General features: G+C 68.8%; 19 protein-coding genes. 14 read left to right on the forward strand and 5 right to left on the reverse strand.

The annotated features are described in order from the left end of the window. Positions 1-44: 44 nt before the first annotated feature. Positions 45-1184: an AI-2E family transporter gene (locus ASG07_RS14505; RefSeq protein ID WP_082474835.1), complete on the reverse strand. Its 1140-nt coding sequence runs from the start codon at positions 1182-1184 to the stop codon at positions 45-47. Positions 1185-1377: 193 nt separating this feature from the next. Beyond that, on the reverse strand, positions 1378-2307 hold the full coding sequence (locus tag ASG07_RS14510) for a LysR family transcriptional regulator (RefSeq protein ID WP_055848312.1): 930 nt from the start codon (positions 2305-2307) through the stop codon (positions 1378-1380). A gap of 157 nt (positions 2308-2464) precedes the next feature. Here ASG07_RS14510 and ASG07_RS14515 point away from each other — a divergent pair, with 157 nt between their 5' ends. After that, the gene (locus tag ASG07_RS14515) at positions 2465-3178 is read left to right on the forward strand and encodes a pirin family protein (RefSeq protein ID WP_055848315.1); all 714 of its coding nucleotides are present in this window, start codon (positions 2465-2467) and stop codon (positions 3176-3178) included. Between the two features lie 70 nt (positions 3179-3248). After that, a complete protein-coding gene (gene wrbA, locus ASG07_RS14520) occupies positions 3249-3851 on the forward strand; it encodes an NAD(P)H:quinone oxidoreductase (protein ID WP_055848319.1) in 603 nt (200 codons plus the stop codon). Positions 3852-3974: 123 nt separating this feature from the next. Here the strand turns inward: wrbA and ASG07_RS14525 are convergent, their stop codons facing one another. After that, entirely contained in the window at positions 3975-4679 is a 705-nt protein-coding gene (locus ASG07_RS14525) for a M15 family metallopeptidase (protein WP_055848322.1), read from the reverse strand. A gap of 49 nt (positions 4680-4728) precedes the next feature. On the opposite strand from ASG07_RS14525, the gene ASG07_RS14530 reads away from it, so the two are divergent. From ASG07_RS14530 to ASG07_RS14550, 5 genes are all read left to right on the forward strand, one after another. Continuing rightward, positions 4729-5370, forward strand: coding sequence for an RluA family pseudouridine synthase (locus ASG07_RS14530; RefSeq protein ID WP_055848326.1), 642 nt, complete (start codon positions 4729-4731; stop codon positions 5368-5370). Between the two features lie 22 nt (positions 5371-5392). Continuing rightward, entirely contained in the window at positions 5393-5818 is a 426-nt protein-coding gene (arfB, locus tag ASG07_RS14535) for an alternative ribosome rescue aminoacyl-tRNA hydrolase ArfB (protein WP_055848329.1), read from the forward strand. After that, complete coding sequence (locus ASG07_RS14540) at positions 5818-6324, forward strand: GAF domain-containing protein (protein WP_055848332.1); 507 nt, start codon at positions 5818-5820, stop codon at positions 6322-6324. Before arfB ends, ASG07_RS14540 begins: the two co-directional genes overlap by 1 nt. Before the next feature lie 115 nt (positions 6325-6439). Next, the gene (locus ASG07_RS14545; RefSeq protein ID WP_156361895.1) at positions 6440-7522 is read left to right on the forward strand and encodes an RcnB family protein; all 1083 of its coding nucleotides are present in this window, start codon (positions 6440-6442) and stop codon (positions 7520-7522) included. Positions 7523-7696: 174 nt separating this feature from the next. Beyond that, positions 7697-8326: an FMN-binding negative transcriptional regulator gene (locus ASG07_RS14550; RefSeq protein ID WP_055848339.1), complete on the forward strand. Its 630-nt coding sequence runs from the start codon at positions 7697-7699 to the stop codon at positions 8324-8326. Positions 8327-8459: 133 nt separating this feature from the next. Here ASG07_RS14550 and ASG07_RS14555 read toward each other — a convergent pair whose 3' ends face one another. Both ASG07_RS14555 and ASG07_RS14560 read right to left on the reverse strand, forming a co-directional pair. Further along, positions 8460-9737 (reverse strand): M20/M25/M40 family metallo-hydrolase, encoded by a 1278-nt coding sequence (locus ASG07_RS14555; RefSeq protein ID WP_055848342.1) that lies wholly within the window; start codon positions 9735-9737, stop codon positions 8460-8462. A gap of 59 nt (positions 9738-9796) precedes the next feature. Further along, on the reverse strand, positions 9797-10252 hold the full coding sequence (locus tag ASG07_RS14560) for a universal stress protein (RefSeq protein ID WP_055848347.1): 456 nt from the start codon (positions 10250-10252) through the stop codon (positions 9797-9799). Positions 10253-10374: 122 nt separating this feature from the next. Between ASG07_RS14560 and ASG07_RS14565 the strand changes: the two genes are divergently transcribed. The 7 genes from ASG07_RS14565 (at position 10375) to ASG07_RS14595 (ending at position 16530) form a co-directional block, all read left to right on the forward strand. Next, positions 10375-11733 (forward strand): pyruvate dehydrogenase complex dihydrolipoamide acetyltransferase, encoded by a 1359-nt coding sequence (locus tag ASG07_RS14565; protein WP_055848350.1) that lies wholly within the window; start codon positions 10375-10377, stop codon positions 11731-11733. Between the two features lie 16 nt (positions 11734-11749). Then, positions 11750-11947 carry a hypothetical protein gene (locus ASG07_RS14570; protein ID WP_236694699.1) on the forward strand — a complete coding sequence of 66 codons (198 nt, stop codon included), beginning with the start codon at positions 11750-11752 and terminating at the stop codon, positions 11945-11947. Further along, a complete protein-coding gene (locus tag ASG07_RS14575) occupies positions 11944-12327 on the forward strand; it encodes an acyl-CoA thioesterase (protein ID WP_055848356.1) in 384 nt (127 codons plus the stop codon). The genes ASG07_RS14570 and ASG07_RS14575 overlap by 4 nt, the downstream gene beginning before the upstream one ends. A gap of 48 nt (positions 12328-12375) precedes the next feature. Continuing rightward, the gene (gene lpdA, locus ASG07_RS14580; protein WP_055848359.1) at positions 12376-13770 is read left to right on the forward strand and encodes a dihydrolipoyl dehydrogenase; all 1395 of its coding nucleotides are present in this window, start codon (positions 12376-12378) and stop codon (positions 13768-13770) included. Positions 13771-13914: 144 nt separating this feature from the next. Further along, positions 13915-15003, forward strand: a complete 1089-nt coding sequence (locus tag ASG07_RS14585; RefSeq protein ID WP_055848362.1) for a catalase family protein — start codon at positions 13915-13917, stop codon at positions 15001-15003. Between the two features lie 46 nt (positions 15004-15049). Further along, positions 15050-15814 carry a metallophosphoesterase family protein gene (locus ASG07_RS14590; protein WP_055848365.1) on the forward strand — a complete coding sequence of 255 codons (765 nt, stop codon included), beginning with the start codon at positions 15050-15052 and terminating at the stop codon, positions 15812-15814. A gap of 176 nt (positions 15815-15990) precedes the next feature. Continuing rightward, entirely contained in the window at positions 15991-16530 is a 540-nt protein-coding gene (locus ASG07_RS14595) for a CHAP domain-containing protein (protein WP_082474856.1), read from the forward strand. Positions 16531-16559: the final 29 nt, after the last annotated feature.

The following is a 16559-nucleotide window of genomic DNA, read 5'->3' on the forward strand; positions in this document are numbered from 1 at the left end:
TCCATTAACCAAACAACATCTGAAGGCAAAAGGTTAATTCGAGCTTAATCGAGTGATTCCGGCGAGTCGTCCCTCGTTATGAGTGTAATGTGTGCGGTGCGCGGGATGTCTTCGCCCAGTACCTCGCGCAGATAGAGGCTGCGAATCAGGGTGAAGAACACCACCAGCAGCGCCGCCGAGAAGAACAGGCCGAAGATGCCGAAGATCACGCCGATGCCGATGATCGCGAACACGGTGATGGCGGGCGGGATCGCGATGACGCGTTGCTGGACATAGGGGGTGATGAAGTTGGTCTGGATCAGGCGCACGATCGCATAGGTGGCGAGCGTGCCGATCAGCGGGCCGGTGCCGACCGTCGCGGCGAGGCCCAGCGCGGGGATCATCGCCGCGGTCGGGCCGACATAGGGGATGAATTCCGACAGCCCCGCGAGCAGCCCCAGCGCGGCGGCGGAGGGGACGCCGGAAATCGCGAGCCCGGTGCCGACGAGGACGCCCATCGACGTCATCAGGATCAGCGACGAGCGCAGCCAGAGGCGCAGCGTTTCCCCGACGTCGAACAGCGCATCCTCGAATGCGGGACGGTGGCGCGGCGGGACCAGCAGCAGCAGGCCGCGCTCATAGACCTTCGGATCGGCGGCGAGGAACAGCGAGCCGATGAGCAGCAGCAGCGCGTTGAGGAGCAGCTCGCCCGCGCCCTGCGCCAGCCCGCCGATGTCCTGCGCGACGCGGCTGCCGGCATAGGCGGCGCGGACGGCGTCGACGATCTTCTCCCCCACCGCCGACCGGCTGGCCCAGGCGGCGAGCTGGTCGATCAGGCCGGGCAGGGCGGTGACGAGCGCGTTGACCTGTTGACGGAAGGCGACGCCGAACAGCCAGACGAGGAACGCGATGGCGGCGAGGACGCTGGCCATGCCGAGGCCGAGCGAGAGTTTGGCCGATGCGCCGGTGCGGCGGCGATACATGCGGGCGAGCGCATGGATGACGGTCGCGCCGAGGACCGAGCCGAAGGCGAGGATCAGCAGGTCGCTGGCGCGCCACAGCGCGAGCAGGACGGCGGCGATGACCACGAGGATGAGGGTGCGGCGGATGAACCGGGCATCGTCGGCGTCGGGGGCGAGGCGCGGGGTGGGTCGAAGCGGAGGCGCCGACGCGGTGTCCTCCACGTCGCGGTGTTCGGGGGTCATGCGGTGGTCCCCTGCTTGCCGGCCGAGGACGGGACGCAGGTGCCGTGCGCTGGATCGTAGAGGGTGTGGCGCGACAACCAGGGCGTCGCCACCGGACCCCGGCCTTCGCCGGGGTGGAGCAGGCATGACGGGGGAAGGTCGGCGGCCGTCCTGCATTCGCGGGGGGACTGGGAAGGCGCGGGCAGCGGGGGGATCATCCCGCCGACTCTCGCAGATCGTCGGCGTGCGGGACAGGCAGGCTGCGCAGGCGGTCGGTGAGGAAGGCGATCAGTGCCTCGACGCGGGCGGGGCGCAGCGCGCTGGGCGGCGTGAGGAGGTGGAGGGCGGTGGCGCTGGGCGACCAGTCCTTGAGGATCGGGACGAGCGCGCCGCTGGCGAGATGCGGACCGATGATGAATTCTGGCAGGCGCGAGATGCCGAGGCCGGCGAGCAGCGACGGGACGAGAGCGTCGCCGCTGTTCGCCATCAGCGGGCCGGCGGTGCGGATGCTGAGGTCGGCACCGTCGGGGCCGCGGAAACGCCACGGGCCGGGGACGTTGGCATATCCCAGCACGCGGTGGCGGCCGAGATCGGCGGGGGTCATCGGTTCGCCATAGTGCGCCAGATAGGCGGGGGCGGCGACGATGTGCGCCTGGATCGCGCAGAGGCGGCGGGCGCGGAGCGAACTGTCGGCGAGGTCGCCGATCCGGAGCGCCACGTCGAATCCCTCCGCGACGATGTCGACGCGCGAGTCGGATAGATGCAATTCGATTTCGATTGCGGGGTGCTCGGCGAGGAAATCGGCGACGATCGGCGCGATGTTGGTGATGCCGAAGCTCATCGGTGCCGCGAGTCGGATGCGACCTGCGGGCGCGGCGGCAGCGCTGCGCGCGGCTTCCTCCGCGGCGGTGGCCTCCGCGACGATGCGGCGGGCATGGTCGGCGAGGGGGCGGCCCGACTCGGTCAAGGCCAGCCGGCGCGAGGTGCGGTGGAACAGCGACTGGTCGAGATGCGCCTCCAGCCGGGCGACCGCCTTCGATACGGTCGCCTTGCTGAGGCCGATCGCCTCGGCCGCGCCGCTGAACGAGCGATGCTCCGCGACGGCGGCGAAGATCGCCCAGGCTTCGAGGTCGGGTAGTCTCATCGGTCCTGCTCCCCGTGCCTCCGCCCTCTTTCAAGGGGAGAGTTGCTTCCGCGTACCGTCTACCACACGAAACGATCGTTTTCTATCGTTTCCATTTACGCGACCTTCGCGATCCCTATCTTGGCGACAACAGAGACGCACAGGAAGGGAGTTTCCCATGCTCGATACCAGGACCCGCATCGATCGTCGCGCTTTCGAGACGCTGGGCCATGCCGATCACGGCTGGCTGGACGCGCGGCATCATTTCTCGTTCGCCAGCTATCACGATCCCGACCGGATGGGCTGGGGTGCGATCCGGGTGTGGAACGACGACGTGATCGCGCCGAACAGCGGTTTCCCGCCGCACCCGCACCGCGACATGGAGATCATCACCTATGTCCGCACCGGGGCGATCACGCACGAGGACTCGCTGGGCAACAAGGGCCGCACCGGCGCGGGCGACGTGCAGGTGATGAGCGCCGGATCGGGCGTTCGCCACGCCGAATACAATGTCGAGGCGGAGGCGACGACGCTGTTCCAGATCTGGGTCGAGCCGACGACGCGCGGCGGCGAGCCGAGCTGGGGCGCCAAGCCGTTCCCGAAGGGCGAACGCTCGGGCAAGCTGACCGTGCTGGCGAGCGGTTTCGCCGAGGACACCGATGCGCTGAAGATCCGCGCCGAAGCGCGCGTGCTGGCGGCGACGCTGGCGGCGGGCGAGAGCGTGACGCACACGGTGGGGGCGGGGCGCCATGCCTATCTGGTTCCCGCGACGGGGGCGCTGACGATCGACGGCGAGACGGTGAACGCACGCGACGGCGTGGCGCTGTCGGCGGGAACGGTGACGATCACCGCGACCGAAGATGCCGAGATCGTTCTGGTCGACGCCGCCTGACCCCTTTCGCGCCGCCCGGTCGTTAGGCCGGGCGGCGCTTTCTTTCCCGACGCTTACGGAGTTTACCCGCATGACCAAGGTCCTCGTCCTCTATTACTCGTCCTATGGCCATATCGAGCAGATGGCCGACGCCGTCGCCGAGGGCGCGCGTGCGGGCGGGGCGGAGGTGGACATCCGCCGCGTCGCCGAAACCGCGCCGAGGGAGGTCGTCGAGGCCGCGCACTTCAAGACCGACACCGCTCATCCCGAGATCGAGGGGCCGGACGCGCTGGCCGCGTACGACGCGATCATCGTCGGCGCGCCGACCCGGTACGGCCGGATGCCGAGCCAGATGGCGGCGTTCTGGGACACGACGGGTGGTTTGTGGATGAAGGGCGCGCTGGTCGGCAAGGTCGGCGGCGGATTCACCTCCACCGCCAGCCAGCATGGCGGGCAGGAGACGACCTTGTTCTCGATCATCACCAACCTGCTCCACCACGGCATGACGATCGTCGGGCTGGATTACGGATTTCAGGGCCAGATGGGTGTCGACGAGGTCAAGGGCGGCACACCGTACGGCGCATCGACGCTGGCGGACGGCGACGGATCGCGCCAGCCGAGCGCGGTGGAACTGGACGGCGCACGGTATCAGGGCAAGCGCATCGCGGAGACGGCGGCGAAGCTGTTCGGGTGATGCTGCAATCCTCTCCGGTACGGGGAGGTGGCGCGTCGCAGGGGTGACGGAGGGGCAGACGCAGGCATTGTCGCTTGTGACTGCCGCTCACCGCGTCGTGATGCCCCCGGTGCCGGGGAGGATTCAGCGTTTGCGATTCTTCTTTTTGTCGGTTTTCACCGCCGGCCGGATCGGCGCATCCGGCTGGCCGGTCAGCACGATCTTCAGCGGCTCGGCGATGCCGGGATCGGCCGGGAATGCGGCGCGCGCCTTGGCGAACAGGAAGCGGGCCTGCGCCGCGCCGGGCGTGGCGCGGGTCGCGCCGACCCAGCGCCAGTGCCACGGTTCCCACTTCACGCGCTGCGCATTGCCGGCGGGGAAGCTCATCTCGAACCCGAAGCGCGGGCCGTTGGCGACCAGCCACTTCGCGGCGGGCAGCGCGGCCATGCACGCCTCGATATCCGGGCAGTTGGGCGACGGGCGGATCGCGAAGTCGATCGCGTAACCCGTGGTGTGCTCGCTATGCCCCGGCGGCGCGACCGAGATCGAGCGGCTTTCGGCGTCGCCCTCGCCACCGGTCCGGAACACGCCGCCCTGCCGCTGGATCGAGCGGTGGCAGGACAGGCCGCGCAGGGTGCCGCCGACGCCCGGATCGCCGGCGGCGGCCATAAGCAGGCGTTGCAGGTCGGGCAGCACGTCGCGGCGGATGCGGCAGGCGTGGAGGCCGAACCCGGCGGGCGCGTCGACCAGCTCGCCGGGCGCGACGTCGCCGTAGGGGAAGTGGCCCAGCACGCGGCCGTCCGGAGTCGGAGCGGGGGCGGCGGCCTGAAGCAGGAGCATCAGCAGCATCGCGCGGTGCCTCTGGCATGCGGGGCGCGGCGGTGGCAAGGAGCGCGGCATGCATGGTGACCACGTCCTGTTCATCGACGGCGAAGCCCTCGTCATCGACAAGCCCGCCGGACTGCCGGTCGACAAGCCGCGCGATGGCTCCCTCAGCCTCGAAAACCATCTCGAGTCGCTGAAGTTCGGGTTCCGGCGCTGGCCGACCGCGGTGCACCGGCTGGACCGGGATACCAGCGGCTGCCTGTTGCTGGCGCGCAACCCCAAGGCGGGCGCGCGGTTCCAGCAGGCGTTCGAGGCGGGGACGGTGGAGAAGCGCTATATCGCGGTGCTGGAGGGGGTGGTCGAGGGAGACGGCCTGATCGACCTGCCGCTGGCGAAGGTGTCGAGCGCGGAGGCCGGCTGGCGGATGGTCGGCGATCCGGGCGGTAAGGCGTCGCGGACGAAGTGGCGCGTGCTGGCGACGCGCGACGGCCGCAGCCTGGTCGAATTCCGGCCGGAGACGGGGCGCACGCACCAGATCCGCGTGCATGCCGCGACCGGGCTGGGCGCGGCGGTGGTCGGCGACCCGGTCTATGGCCGCAGCGACCGGCTGGGCATGATGCTGCACGCCGCCGAGCTGACCGTGCAGCGGCCGGGCAAGGACCCGATCCACGCGGTCGCGCCCCTGCCGGAGCGGTTCGCGGGTTGGGAGCCGTGACCCGCTGCGCGGGGCGGGCGTCGTGACCGCGATCCCCGTCACCCGCAGCATCGCCATCGACGATGGCGAATTGCAGGAGACGGCGACGCGGGCGGGCGGACCCGGCGGCCAGCACGTCAACACCACCGACAGCGCGGTGATCCTGAAGTTCGACGTGGCGAACTCGCCGAACCTGCCCGACGTGGTGAAGATGCGGCTGGTGGAGCTGGCGGGATCGCGGATGACGCGCGAGGGCGTGCTGGTGCTGCGCGGCGAGGGGTCGCGGTCGCAGCTTCTGAACCGGCAGGAGGTGCGCGAGCGCTTGATCGCGCTGATCCGCGAGGCCACCTTCGTACCCAAGAAGCGGCGGCCGACCAAGCCGTCCAGGGCCGCCAAGGCGCGGCGCGTCGAGGGCAAGGTGAAGCGCGCGGGCGTCAAGGCGGGCCGCGGGCGGGTGAAGGTGGACTGATGTATTCGTTCGATGTTTCCGGCGGTTCCAAGGCGGAATTGTACCACGACCTGCTCGCGGCGGTGGACGCGCTGACCTCCGGAGAGCCTGACGCGATCGCGAATATGGCGAACGCGGCGGCGGTGATGTGGCAGTATCTGCCGGACCTGAACTGGGCCGGATTCTATCGCATGGTGCCCGCGGGCGACGGGGGCGAACTGGTGCTGGGACCGTTCCAGGGCAAGGCGGCGTGCATCCGCATCCCGCTGGGCAAGGGCGTGTGCGGCACCGCCGCCGCGACGCGCGAGACGCAACTGGTTAAGGACGTGCACGCGTTTCCCGGGCACATCGCCTGCGATGCCGCCAGCCGGTCGGAACTGGTCGTGCCGCTGGTGAAGGACGGCGTCGTGCTGGGCGTGCTCGATCTCGACAGTCCGGAGCCGGCGCGCTTCGACGCGGAGGATGCAAGGGGCTGCGAGGCGCTGGCGGCGTTGCTGGCGGAACGGCTTCCCGCGCCGGCGGGCTGATCCAGATCGGGACAGGGTCGCGGCCGGGCCGATGCTGGCCGGTGCGACGGGCGGATGGTAATGCGTGGACGAACGGAGTCCGCGGGGCTCCACGATTTGATCGGGGAGACGATCCATGCGCGCGATCGCTGGTGCAGGAATGATCGCGGCGATGCTGGTCGCTGCGGGCGCGGCGGACGCTCAGGGGGGCGGGGGGCAGCGCGCGGGCGCGTCCTATCCGGTGCCGGGCCGGGCGGCGGTGCCCGCTCCATCGATACGACCGACGACGGTTCCGGCCCCCGCATCGGCCACCCGGCCGATGGCGTCGTCTCCCGCCGCCCGCGCGGAGGCGGTCCGTGGGCAGCCGCAAGGAATGACGCGCGACGGTCGCTGGGCGGGCGGCACCAACGCGCCGGGTGGCTGGACCGCCTATCGCCAGCCCTATGCCGGCTGGGCCCTGCCGCGATACTGGGTACAGCCGGGGTTCGCCGTGCGCGACTGGCCCGCTTACGGGCTGGCGCAGCCGCAGCCGGGACGCCGGTGGTCGCGCTATTACGACGATGCCGTGCTGATCGACGAGCGTGGCTCCGTGTACGACACGGTCGGCGGCATCGACTGGGATCATGACGAGCGCGGCGATTCCGGTCGGATGGCCGATCGCGGCCCGCCGCCGCCCCCCCCGCCGCCGCTGCGGGGCCACGTGCCGGAGCGGCGTGATTCCGGGCTGGGCGGCGCGGCGATCGGCGCGGTCGCCGGTGGCGTTGCTGGCAATGTGATCGCCGGCCGTGGCAACCGGCTGGGCGGGACGCTGATCGGTGCGGGTGTCGGCGCGGCGGCGGGCTATGCGATCGACAAGACCGAGGATCGCGGACGCGACCGGCGCGGGCCGGGGCGCTATCGTGATCGCGGCCGTGACGGCTATCGCGACGATCCCGGTTTCGACGATCGCGGCTATGGCACGGGCTATGCGCCGCCGCCCCCCTATGTCCCCGATGGCGGCGAGCATTGGGTGTCGCAGGACGGCCATACGACGGTGACGACGTCGGGCGGGGGCGGTTATCATGGCGGCACCACCACGACGGTGACGGTGCAGAGCGCCCCCGTCGTGACGACCACGACAACCACCGAATATTACGAGGATACGGTGCGTTACTCGCCGAGGCGCACGTGGCACGCGAAGCGTCGCGTCAAGGGCAAGGCGCTCTGCTGCCGCCGCTGATCCTCCTGCCAGATGCGATCCCCTTCGCACGACGCGGCGCTGCCGATGCCGTCCCGCGACCTGAACCGGCGCGGGGCGGCATCGATGTTTTCGGTGGGGCGTTCCGGTTGTGGGCGGCCGATGTTCCGCAAAGAATTGCTCAACGGATGAAGTCTGCCGTGTAGGTGTGTGGCCATGTACCGTCCGACTGCCTTTCGCGAAGATCGTCCGGATATGCTTTACGAAGCGATACGGGCACATCCGCTCGGCACGCTCGTCACCTATGGGGTGTCGGGTTTGATAGCCAATGCCGTGCCGTTTACCCTCCGGGTCGATCCAGCGTACTCCGTACTGCGGGCACATCTTGCCAACGCGAACGATCAGCTCGTCCACCTTCGACAGGGATCGCCGGTTCTGGTGATATTCCAGGGGCCGCAGGCTTATGTCAGCCCCTCGTGGTACGCGACCAAGCGAGAGCATGGGAAAGTTGTTCCGACGTGGAATTACGTCGTCGTGCAAGTGCACGGCACGCCGATCATCATCGAGGACCGGCAGTGGCTGCGCGAGCAGATCGACGAACTGACGTCGATCCATGAGCGCGGGCGTGCCGAGCCGTGGAGCCTGGACGATGCTCCCGAAGATTTCGGCGCGGCTCTGATGAAGGGCATCACTGGCATCGAAATCCCGATCGAGCGTGTCGAAGGGAAGTGGAAGGTGAGCCAGAACCAGCCGTCGGCAAACCGGATCGGGGTCGAGTGCGGTTTACGCGCTGACGGCCACGCAGACATGGCTGATGAGGTGGCGATCAGAAAAACCGATATCTGATCCGGTCAGTTGACGTGAGACGACCAAGGAGAGCCGCCTCGCCCCGAAGAAACACTTGGATCGCATATGCCGGATAGAGTCCAAACCAATCATCCGCTGCTCTACGCTTCCAACATCCCGGCGAAGTACTCTCTCACCGCGCCGTATCCCTCCCTGCGAAGGTGACGAGGCTCCCGGCCCCGTCCGCCGCCACTGCGGAGACGCCGACGAAATGGTCGTCGACGGGGACCTGCATCAGGATCGTCTCCGTGCCGGTGACGTCGCGGCTCTGCGTCCAGTCGGCGGCGTCGTTGCGGCGCCAGCGGACGCGGTAGCGGACCGCGCCCGGCGATGCGGCCCAGCGGACGATCGTGTCGCGCGACAGGTCGCCCTTCAGGCCGGCGGTGGCGGGTGCCGGCGGGGCGGCGGCAAGGCGGGCGAGGGTGGCGATGTTGAGGTCGGTGACCTTCGCCAGATAGGCGAAGTCCATGCGGTCGACGGTGTCGCCGTACACCGTGCCGCCCTCCATGCGCAGGTCCTGATGCTGCGCGTCCCAATTCTCGTTGGCGACGGACAAGCGAACGGCGGGGTAGCCGAGCTTCAGGAACGGCTCGTGATCGCCGCCCCTGCCGAACCGGTCGGGGCGGCGGTCGAGCATGACGCCGATGCCGCCGCGATCATCCGCGGCGATGCCGGCGATCGCCTTGGCCAGCGCGCGGCTGGGGCCGTCGTCCTCGCCACCGATCGCGCGGCGGGCCTGTTGCTGGGCGAGGTCCTCGGACGAGCGGATGCCTTCGGAGAAGACGCGGACGTAGCGGTCCTCGCGCTTGCCGCCCTGACCCACGGTGTTGCCGACGATGTCGTTGTTGAGCATCGCGGTCACGTCCCAGCCGCGCGCCTTTGCGGTGTCGGCGAGCAGGGATGCGCCCCACAGGCCCTGCTCTTCGCCGGAGAAGACGGCGTAGACGATCGTCGCATCGAACTTGCGCTTCGAAAGCTGGCGCGCGGCCTCGAGCACCAGCGCCACGCCGGACGCATCGTCGTTCGCGCCGGGGGCGTCGCTGGTCGTATCCATGACGTCGGTGACGCGGCTGTCGATATGCGCGCCGACGATGATGACGCGGTTCGGGTCCCGGCCGGGCTGGATGCCGAGCACATCCTCCACCACGACGCCGGCCGGCGCGCGAGGACCGGAGACGCGGCGGGATATCCGGTCGATGGTGATGCAGCCGCCGCAGTCGCGGGCGATCGTGGCGAATCGCTTCGCCGTCCAGTCGCGGGCCGCGCCGATGCCGCGACGCGGGTCGGTGGTGGTGCTGGCGGTGTGGCGCGTGCCGAAGGCGACCAGCGCCTCGACATCGGCGCGGAGGCGGGTCCGGGGGTCGCCCGGGGCCGGGGTCGCGGCGGCGATCGCGAAGGATAACAGGATCATGGCGCGATCCTAGGCGTGGGCCGCCACGGGGTTCAAGCGGCGTTCCTTCGGCCGTGCGTTCAGCTCAACCGGTCGATCTGTTCGCTGGTCAGCGATCCCGGCACGATCATCACGGGGACGCTGAGCGCGCCGGCATCCGCGCCGGTAAAGTGCGTGACGAGGGCGCCGGGCGCACCGCTGGCGGCGGCACCCAGCACGAGTGCGGCGATGTCCGGATTGGCGGCGATCATGTCGCGAATGATCCTGGGGCCTTCGCCGCCGCGAACGGTGATGGCAGGTTTGAGGCCCGATTCCTCCACCAGTGCGCCGGCGGCCTGCTCGACCAGACCCTCCGCGTGGTGCAGCGCCTCCTCCTCGATCGTGGCCTGCACCCCGCCGAACGCGATAAACTCCTGCGGCGGCAGCAAAGTCAGGATCTCGACGCCGCCGCCGGTCTTGACCGCGCGACGCGCGGCGAAGCGCAGGGCGATCGCCGCTTCGGGCGTGTCGTCGATCACCACGAGATAAATCCGCATGAAACTGCCCCTTTTGTCGCGCAGGTGTGGCGCGGCGGCGACCGAAGCGCAAGCAGCCGCCCTTGACCCGGCCGCGTTCGGGCGCGAGAGACGGTGCCGTTACGGAGAGCCCGAGGACCTTCATGTCGATCGAGATCAAGATGCCCGCCCTGTCGCCGACGATGGAGGAGGGCACGTTGGCCAAATGGCTCGTCAAGGAAGGCGACACCGTCAAGTCCGGCGACATCATGGCCGAGATCGAGACGGACAAGGCGACGATGGAATTCGAGGCCGTGGACGAGGGCGTGATCGCGAAGATCGTCGTCGCCGAGGGCACGGACAACGTGAAGGTCGGCGCGGTGATCGCGATCCTCGCCGAAGAGGGCGAGGACGCCGCATCGGTGTCGGCACCCGCGAAGAGCGAGACGCCGGAGCCTGCGGACGCCCAGTTCAAGGGCGCGCCCAGCCCGGAAGACCCGAACAAGACCGGCAGCGAGGCGAAGCCCGCCGATCGTACGATCACGCAGGCCGAGGATCATGGTCGCCCCGCCGATGCGGGCACGGCGCAGACCGGCTCCGCGTCGTCGGGAGAGGGCGGCCGCACCAGGGCGAGCCCGCTCGCGCGCCGGATCGCGGCGGAGAAGGGCATCGACCTCGCCGCGCTGAGCGGATCCGGCCCGAACGGCCGCGTCGTGAAGGCGGATGTGGAGGGCGCGAAGCCGGGTGCCGCCGCACCTGCATCTGCCGCCGCGCCGGCTGCCGAAGCCGCCGCACCTGCCGCCGCTGCGCCGAAGCCCGCCGCCGTGCCGGATATCCCGCACGAGGCGACCAAGCTGTCGAACATGCGCAAGACGATCGCGCGCCGCCTGACCGAATCGAAGCAGACGGTGCCGCATATCTACCTGACGGTGGATATCCGCCTCGACGCGCTGCTGAAGCTGCGTGGCGAGCTGAACGCGTCGCTGGGATCGCGCGGGGTCAAGCTGTCGGTCAACGACATGCTGGTGAAGGCGCTGGGCGTCGCGCTGATCGCGGTGCCGAAGTGCAACGTGATGTTCACGCCGGACCAGCTCATCAGCTTCTCGCGCGCCGACATCTCGGTCGCGGTGTCGACCCCGTCCGGCCTCATCACGCCGATCGTCAAGGACGCGGCGGGCAAGACGCTGTCGGCGATCTCCACCGAGGTCAAGGATCTGGCCGGCCGCGCCAGAGATAACAAGCTAAAGCCGGAGGAATTCCAGGGCGGCACCGCGTCGATCAGCAACATGGGCATGTTCGGGATCAAGCAGTTCGAGGCGGTCATCAACCCGCCGCAGGGCATGATCATGGCGATCGGCGCGGGCGAGCAGCGTCCCTATGTCATCGACGGCGCACTCGGCATCGCGACGGTGATGTCGGCGACCGGCAGTTTCGACCACCGCGCGATCGACGGTGCGGACGGTGCGGAGCTGATGAAGGCGTTCAAGGACCTGATCGAGACGCCGCTGGGCATGCTGGCCTGACGCGATGCGCGTGGCGGTGGAGCTGTTGCACCTTGCGATCGGCCTCGTCACCGTCATGGCGCTGACGGGGCTGGCCGCCTGGGCCTATCCGTTGGGGCGCGAGGAGATCTGGTGGTGCGGCGGCGGCGCGACGCTGGCGCTGCTCATCGACAGCATCCGGCCGCTGCGCCGCGCGCGGCGGGCGGATGTGGGACGGCAGGGAGCGACGCGATGACGGTCTTGCCGGAACAGACGCCGACGATCCGGGTCGCGGCGATGCCGGGCGACGCCAACCCGTATGGCGATATCTTCGGCGGCTGGCTGATGGGGCAGATGGATCTGGCCGCCGGCTCGATCGCATCGCGCCATTCGGGCGGCCGCGCCGTCACGATCGCGGTCGACGCGATGAAGTTCCATGCGCCCGTCCTCGTCGGCGACGAGGTGTCGGTCTACGCCACGCTCGTTGCGGTCGGGAACACGTCGATGACGATCGAGGTCGAGGCCTGGCGCCGCGCCCGCCACGTCGAGGAGGCGTGCAAGGTCACGCAGGCCCGCTTCGTGTTCGTCGCCACCGACGAGGAACGTCGCCCGCGCAAGGTGCCGGGCTTGGCGTAGGCCGGCCCGCACCGCATATTCTGTTCTGCTATTCCCCAGGAGCTATCCGTGGCTGAAACCTACGACCTCATCATTCTCGGCTCGGGGCCGGGCGGCTATGTCGCGGCGATCCGGGCGTCGCAGCTCGGGCTGACGACCGCGATCGTGGAGCGCGAGCGGCTGGGCGGTATCTGCCTGAACTGGGGCTGCATTCCGACCAAGGCGCTGCTGCGCACGTCGGAAATCTACCACTATATGCAGCATGCCGATGCCTACGGTCTCAGCGCCAGCAATGTCGGGTTCGATCTGGGCAAGATCGTCGACCGGTCGCGCAAGGTGGCGGGCCAGCTGAACGCGGGCGTCAAGGGCCTGATGAAGAAGAACAAGGTCGCGGTGCACGAGGGGGTCGGCACCTTGATCGCGCCGGGCAAGCTGTCGGTGAAGCAGGGCGACAAGACGGTCGAGCTGGAGGCGAAGAACATCATCGTCGCGACCGGCGCGCGGGCGCGCGACCTGCCGTTCGCGAAGGCGGACGGGAAGCGCGTCTGGACCTATCGCCACGCGATGGTGCCGACCGAAATGCCGACCAAGCTGCTGGTCATCGGATCGGGGGCGATCGGCGTGGAGTTCGCCAGCTTCTACAACGACATGGGTGCGGACGTGACGATCGTGGAGATGCTGCCCCGCATCCTGCCGGTCGAGGACGAGGAGGTGTCCGCGTTCATGGACAAGGCGCTGACCAAGCAGGGGATCAAGATCCTGACGGGTGCCGGCGTCGAGAAGATCGAGCCGGGCGCGGCGAACGTGAAGGCGTCGATCAAGGGTAAGGACGGCAAGGTCGAGACGACCGAGTTCAGCCATGTCATCGTCGCGATCGGCATCGTGCCGAACACGGAGAATATCGGGCTGGAGGCGCTGGGCGTCGCAACCGACCGGGGGCATATCAAGACCAACGGCTACGGCCAGACCAACGTGCCGGGCATCTGGGCGATCGGCGACGTGACCGGCGCACCGTGGCTGGCGCACAAGGCGAGCCACGAGGGCGTGATCGCGGCGGAGAAGATCGCGGGCGGTTCGCCGCACCAGATGGACAAGGGCAACATCCCCGGCTGCACCTATTCGCGTCCGCAGGTCGCCAGCGTCGGCATGACCGAGGCGAAGGCGAAGGAGGCCGGATACGAGCTGAAGGTCGGCAAGTTCCCCTTCATCGGCAACGGCAAGGCGATCGCGCTGGGCGAGGCCGAGGGGTTCGTGAAGACGGTATTCGACGCCAAGACGGGTGAGCTGCTCGGCGCGCACATGGTCGGCGCGGAAGTGACCGAGCTGATTCAGGGCTATGTCGTCGCGCGCCAGCTCGAGACGACCGAGGCGGAGCTGATGGAAACCGTCTTCGCGCATCCGACGCTGAGCGAGATGATGCACGAGAGCGTGCTGGGCGCGTACGGCCGGGCGATCCATATCTGAATCTTCTGCTCCACTCCCCTTGGGGAGGGGAGACGTTTTCGAGCGACCCGTTCCCGCCCATTCCTCCCCTTGCAGGCGCGGAATGGGTGGGAACGCGGCGTTATACCGGCGGGTTAACAGGCGGAGATCACAGGAGACACCGTCATGCCCGCACCGATCCGCTACGACCCGTCCGTCGAAACCTTGAAGCCGGACGAGGCGGAGACGATCGGGCAGCTCAACGAATCGTTCCGTCACATCCTCGACACCACGTCGAAGGATTACGGCCACGCCGTCCGCGCGGTGCATGCCAAGGCGCATGGCATCGCCAAGGGCGTGTTCCGCATCCACGACGGCCTGCCGCCGGAACTGGCGCAGGGGCTGTTCGCGACGCCGGGGGAGCATGAGGCGATCCTGCGCATCTCCACCAATCCGGGCGACCTGCTGAACGATTCGATCGGGTTGCCACGCGGGCTGGCGCTGAAGGTCCTGAACGTCGCGGGGAAACGGTTGCCGGGGTCGGAGGGTGACACGACGCAGGACTTCATCATGGTCAACGGACCGGTGTTCACCGCGCCCGACGCGGCCTCCTTTGCCAGGAACCTGAAGCTGCTGGCCGCGACGACCGACAAGGCGGAGGGCGGCAAGACACTGCTGTCCGGTATCCTGCGCGCGATCGAGGCTCCGCTGGAGGCGATCGGCCTGCCGTCTGCGACGTTGCAGCAACTGGGCGGCGCACCGAAGGTGCATCCGCTGGGCGAGACATACTGGTCGCAGACGCCGTTCCGCTACGGCGATCATATTGCCAAGTTCCAGATCGCGCCGGTCAGCCCGGCGCTGACGCAATTGACGGGTGACACGGTGTCGACGCACGGCCGGCCCGATGCGCTGCGCGAGGTGGTGAACGAGGTGCTGGTGTCGCAGGGCGGCACGTGGGAGTTCCGCGTGCAGCTCAACACCGATCTCGCGGCGATGCCGGTCGAGGACCCGACGCAGGAGTGGGACACGAAGGCGAGCCCGTTCGTCACCGTCGCCACGCTGGAGGTGCCGCCGCAGCATAGCTGGGAGCATGGCGGATCGGACGCGGTCGACGATGCGCTGTCGTACAGCATCTGGCACGGGATCGCGGCGCACCGGCCGCTCGGCAACGTCAATCGCGCGCGCAAGGACACCTACGCCTTCTCCGCCGAGTATCGCGGGCGCTTCAACGGATGTCCGATCCACCAGCCGCGCGAACTGGCCGACCTGCCTTGACGCGGGCGGCCTTGACGCAGGCCCCGGGGCCGGGGAAATGCCGGGGATGATTAGGCTCTTCCACGTCAGCGATGTCCATTTCGGCAAGGAGGACAAGGCAGCCGTCGCCTGGTTCACCGAACTGGTCGCAACCGAGAAGCCGGACGCGGTCATCATGACCGGCGACCTGACGATGCGGGCGCGCACGAAGGAGTTCGTGGAGGGCGGTGCGTGGCTGAAAGGGCTGGCTGCGCCGGTGACGCTGGAGGTCGGCAATCACGACATCCCCTATTACTGGGACCCGATCCGGCGGTTCATCGCGCCCTATACCCGCTATGCGGCGGTCGAGCGGATGATCGAGAAGCCGCTGGAGTTGCACGGCGTGACGATCGTGCCGCTGAAGACGACGGCACGTGCGCAGTGGCGGTGGAACTGGTCGAAGGGGCGCGTCAGCCAAAGCTCGCTGCGCCGCGCGCTGGCGTTGATCGAGGATGCGCCGAAGGAGAACCTGATCTTCATCGCGGCGCATCATCCGCTGATCGAGGGGCCGACCAAGGGCACTGCGAAGACCGCGCGCGGCGACGAGGCATTGACCGAACTGGCGGCGGCGGGCGCGAATGCGGTGCTGACGGGTCATGTCCATGACCCCTTCGATATCCCGGTGGAGCGGAACGGCCGCATCGTCCGGATGATCGGCGCGGGGACGCTGTCGGTCCGCACGCGCAACAGCCCGCCGGGCTTCAACGAGATCCGGATCGATGGCACGAGCTTCGAAACGCTGGCGCGAACGCACGGTCCGGAGCCGGTTCACCGCGTCGGCGACACCCTGTGATCGTGCCGATCCTGCACGCGACGGCGGATTCCACGACAGTATGACTCCCCCAATCGGGGGCTGACCTTCGCGATGAAACGCTTCGTCGGATAAGGTTCCCGGCGATATTCCAAAAATAAACCTTTGCCCGTAGCCGAGACTCACACCGATTGAGACCGGGGGGTCTAACGACCATGATGAAGGCTTTGGCAGCGCGGTTTGCGCTGGTGGTTTCGTGCGGCCTGATGATGGCCACTCCTGCTGCCGCACAATTCTGGCAGTGCGCGCCCTATGCTCGCGAGATCTCCGGCATCGATATTCACGGCAACGCGAATACGTGGTGGAATCAGGCGCAGGGCAAGTACGAGCGCGGGCATGTGCCGCAGCCGGGGGCGGTGCTGGCGTTCGAATCCACCCGCCGCATGCGCGTCGGCCATGTCGCGATGGTGTCGCGCGTAGTCAGCGAGCGCGAGGTGCTGCTGACCCACGCCAACTGGTCGCGCCGCGGCGCGATCGAGACGGACGTGCGCGCGGTCGACGTGTCGTCCGCAGGCGACTGGAGCGAGGTTCGCGTATGGTATGGTCCGCAGGGCGGGCTGGGCACGTCGAGCTACCCGGTGAAGGGGTTCATCTATTCGGGCCATGCGCCGACGACCGATGCGGAGCCGGCGGTCGAATACCCCCACGGTGCCGATCGCGAGACGCGGGTGCTGGCGTTCGTGGGGAAGATGGACTGAGTTTTCGAAGACTGCCCCACCCGTGGACG

Source organism: Sphingomonas sp. Leaf343 (assembly GCF_001423765.1).
Classification (GTDB): Bacteria; Pseudomonadota; Alphaproteobacteria; order Sphingomonadales; family Sphingomonadaceae; genus Sphingomonas.

Bases quoted from the DNA above. Each gene is read 5' to 3' on its own strand.
- ASG07_RS14505 (WP_082474835.1), bottom strand. From the start codon at position 1,184: ATGACCCCCGAACACCGCGACGTGGAGGACACCGCGTCGGCGCCTCCG.
- ASG07_RS14510 (WP_055848312.1), bottom strand. From the start codon at position 2,307: ATGAGACTACCCGACCTCGAAGCCTGGGCGATCTTCGCCGCCGTCGCG.
- ASG07_RS14515 (WP_055848315.1), top strand. From the start codon at position 2,465: ATGCTCGATACCAGGACCCGCATCGATCGTCGCGCTTTCGAGACGCTG.
- wrbA (WP_055848319.1), top strand. From the start codon at position 3,249: ATGACCAAGGTCCTCGTCCTCTATTACTCGTCCTATGGCCATATCGAG.
- ASG07_RS14525 (WP_055848322.1), bottom strand. From the start codon at position 4,679: ATGCTGCTGATGCTCCTGCTTCAGGCCGCCGCCCCCGCTCCGACTCCG.
- ASG07_RS14530 (WP_055848326.1), top strand. From the start codon at position 4,729: ATGCATGGTGACCACGTCCTGTTCATCGACGGCGAAGCCCTCGTCATC.
- ASG07_RS14540 (WP_055848332.1), top strand. From the start codon at position 5,818: ATGTATTCGTTCGATGTTTCCGGCGGTTCCAAGGCGGAATTGTACCAC.
- ASG07_RS14545 (WP_156361895.1), top strand. From the start codon at position 6,440: ATGCGCGCGATCGCTGGTGCAGGAATGATCGCGGCGATGCTGGTCGCT.
- ASG07_RS14550 (WP_055848339.1), top strand. From the start codon at position 7,697: ATGTACCGTCCGACTGCCTTTCGCGAAGATCGTCCGGATATGCTTTAC.
- ASG07_RS14555 (WP_055848342.1), bottom strand. From the start codon at position 9,737: ATGATCCTGTTATCCTTCGCGATCGCCGCCGCGACCCCGGCCCCGGGC.
- ASG07_RS14560 (WP_055848347.1), bottom strand. From the start codon at position 10,252: ATGCGGATTTATCTCGTGGTGATCGACGACACGCCCGAAGCGGCGATC.
- ASG07_RS14565 (WP_055848350.1), top strand. From the start codon at position 10,375: ATGTCGATCGAGATCAAGATGCCCGCCCTGTCGCCGACGATGGAGGAG.
- ASG07_RS14575 (WP_055848356.1), top strand. From the start codon at position 11,944: ATGACGGTCTTGCCGGAACAGACGCCGACGATCCGGGTCGCGGCGATG.
- ASG07_RS14585 (WP_055848362.1), top strand. From the start codon at position 13,915: ATGCCCGCACCGATCCGCTACGACCCGTCCGTCGAAACCTTGAAGCCG.
- ASG07_RS14590 (WP_055848365.1), top strand. From the start codon at position 15,050: ATGATTAGGCTCTTCCACGTCAGCGATGTCCATTTCGGCAAGGAGGAC.
- ASG07_RS14595 (WP_082474856.1), top strand. From the start codon at position 15,991: ATGAAGGCTTTGGCAGCGCGGTTTGCGCTGGTGGTTTCGTGCGGCCTG.